Below are 591 nucleotides of genomic sequence, written 5' to 3' on the forward strand. Positions count from 1 at the left end.
TATCCACCTCGCGCGGCTTTCGCCGGCGTCGACGACCATGACCCGGCGGCGAAAACGCCCGAGATATGTCGCGGCAGCCAAGCCGGCCGGACCGCCCCCGATTATGAGACAGTCGCACGCCCGGCCTGGATGGGGAATTAGACCTGCGCAAAGCCATTGGGGTCTGGTATATTAGCTAGCTAAGATATAATTACCAAATTGTTAACCAGGATTAATGCGCCTTCCACAGCATCGTACTATGCCTCTCAGGTTGGGTTACCTCTAAAGGACAGGGAAGCCATACGTCGGTGCCTTGGGACGGCGCATGGCCTACTCCTTGAATCTATTCCGCGTTGGTGTGCAGGCAGTCTGACACACGGTGAACGAGCGTATTGTTCATGCCTTCGACAAGCTTTGCGAGGTAGCCATGACAAGAAGGGAGAAAGCAAAGTCGACGGCCGAGAGGAGTAAGTAAGGCGATGGGACAAATTTCCGATTTTTGGAACGATGCAACAAAACCGTTACACAATGGACATCTGCCGGACGCGAATGGTCTTGGCAGGTCCGATCTCGACGAAGGACGTCCGAGCGAAGGCTTGGTTATGATTGTCG

Annotated in this window: 1 protein-coding gene; it reads right to left on the reverse strand. The window is 54.7% G+C overall.

Annotated elements, in window-relative coordinates; translation table 11 throughout:
• A partial coding sequence (locus EN804_RS31820; protein WP_135922075.1) for an FAD-dependent oxidoreductase occupies positions 1 to 138 on the reverse strand: 138 nt, incomplete at its 3' end.
• Positions 139 to 591: the final 453 nt, after the last annotated feature.

Origin of the sequence: Mesorhizobium sp. M8A.F.Ca.ET.161.01.1.1 (genome assembly GCF_004792105.1) — a bacterium.
In the GTDB taxonomy this organism is placed as follows: Bacteria; Pseudomonadota; Alphaproteobacteria; order Rhizobiales; family Rhizobiaceae; genus Mesorhizobium.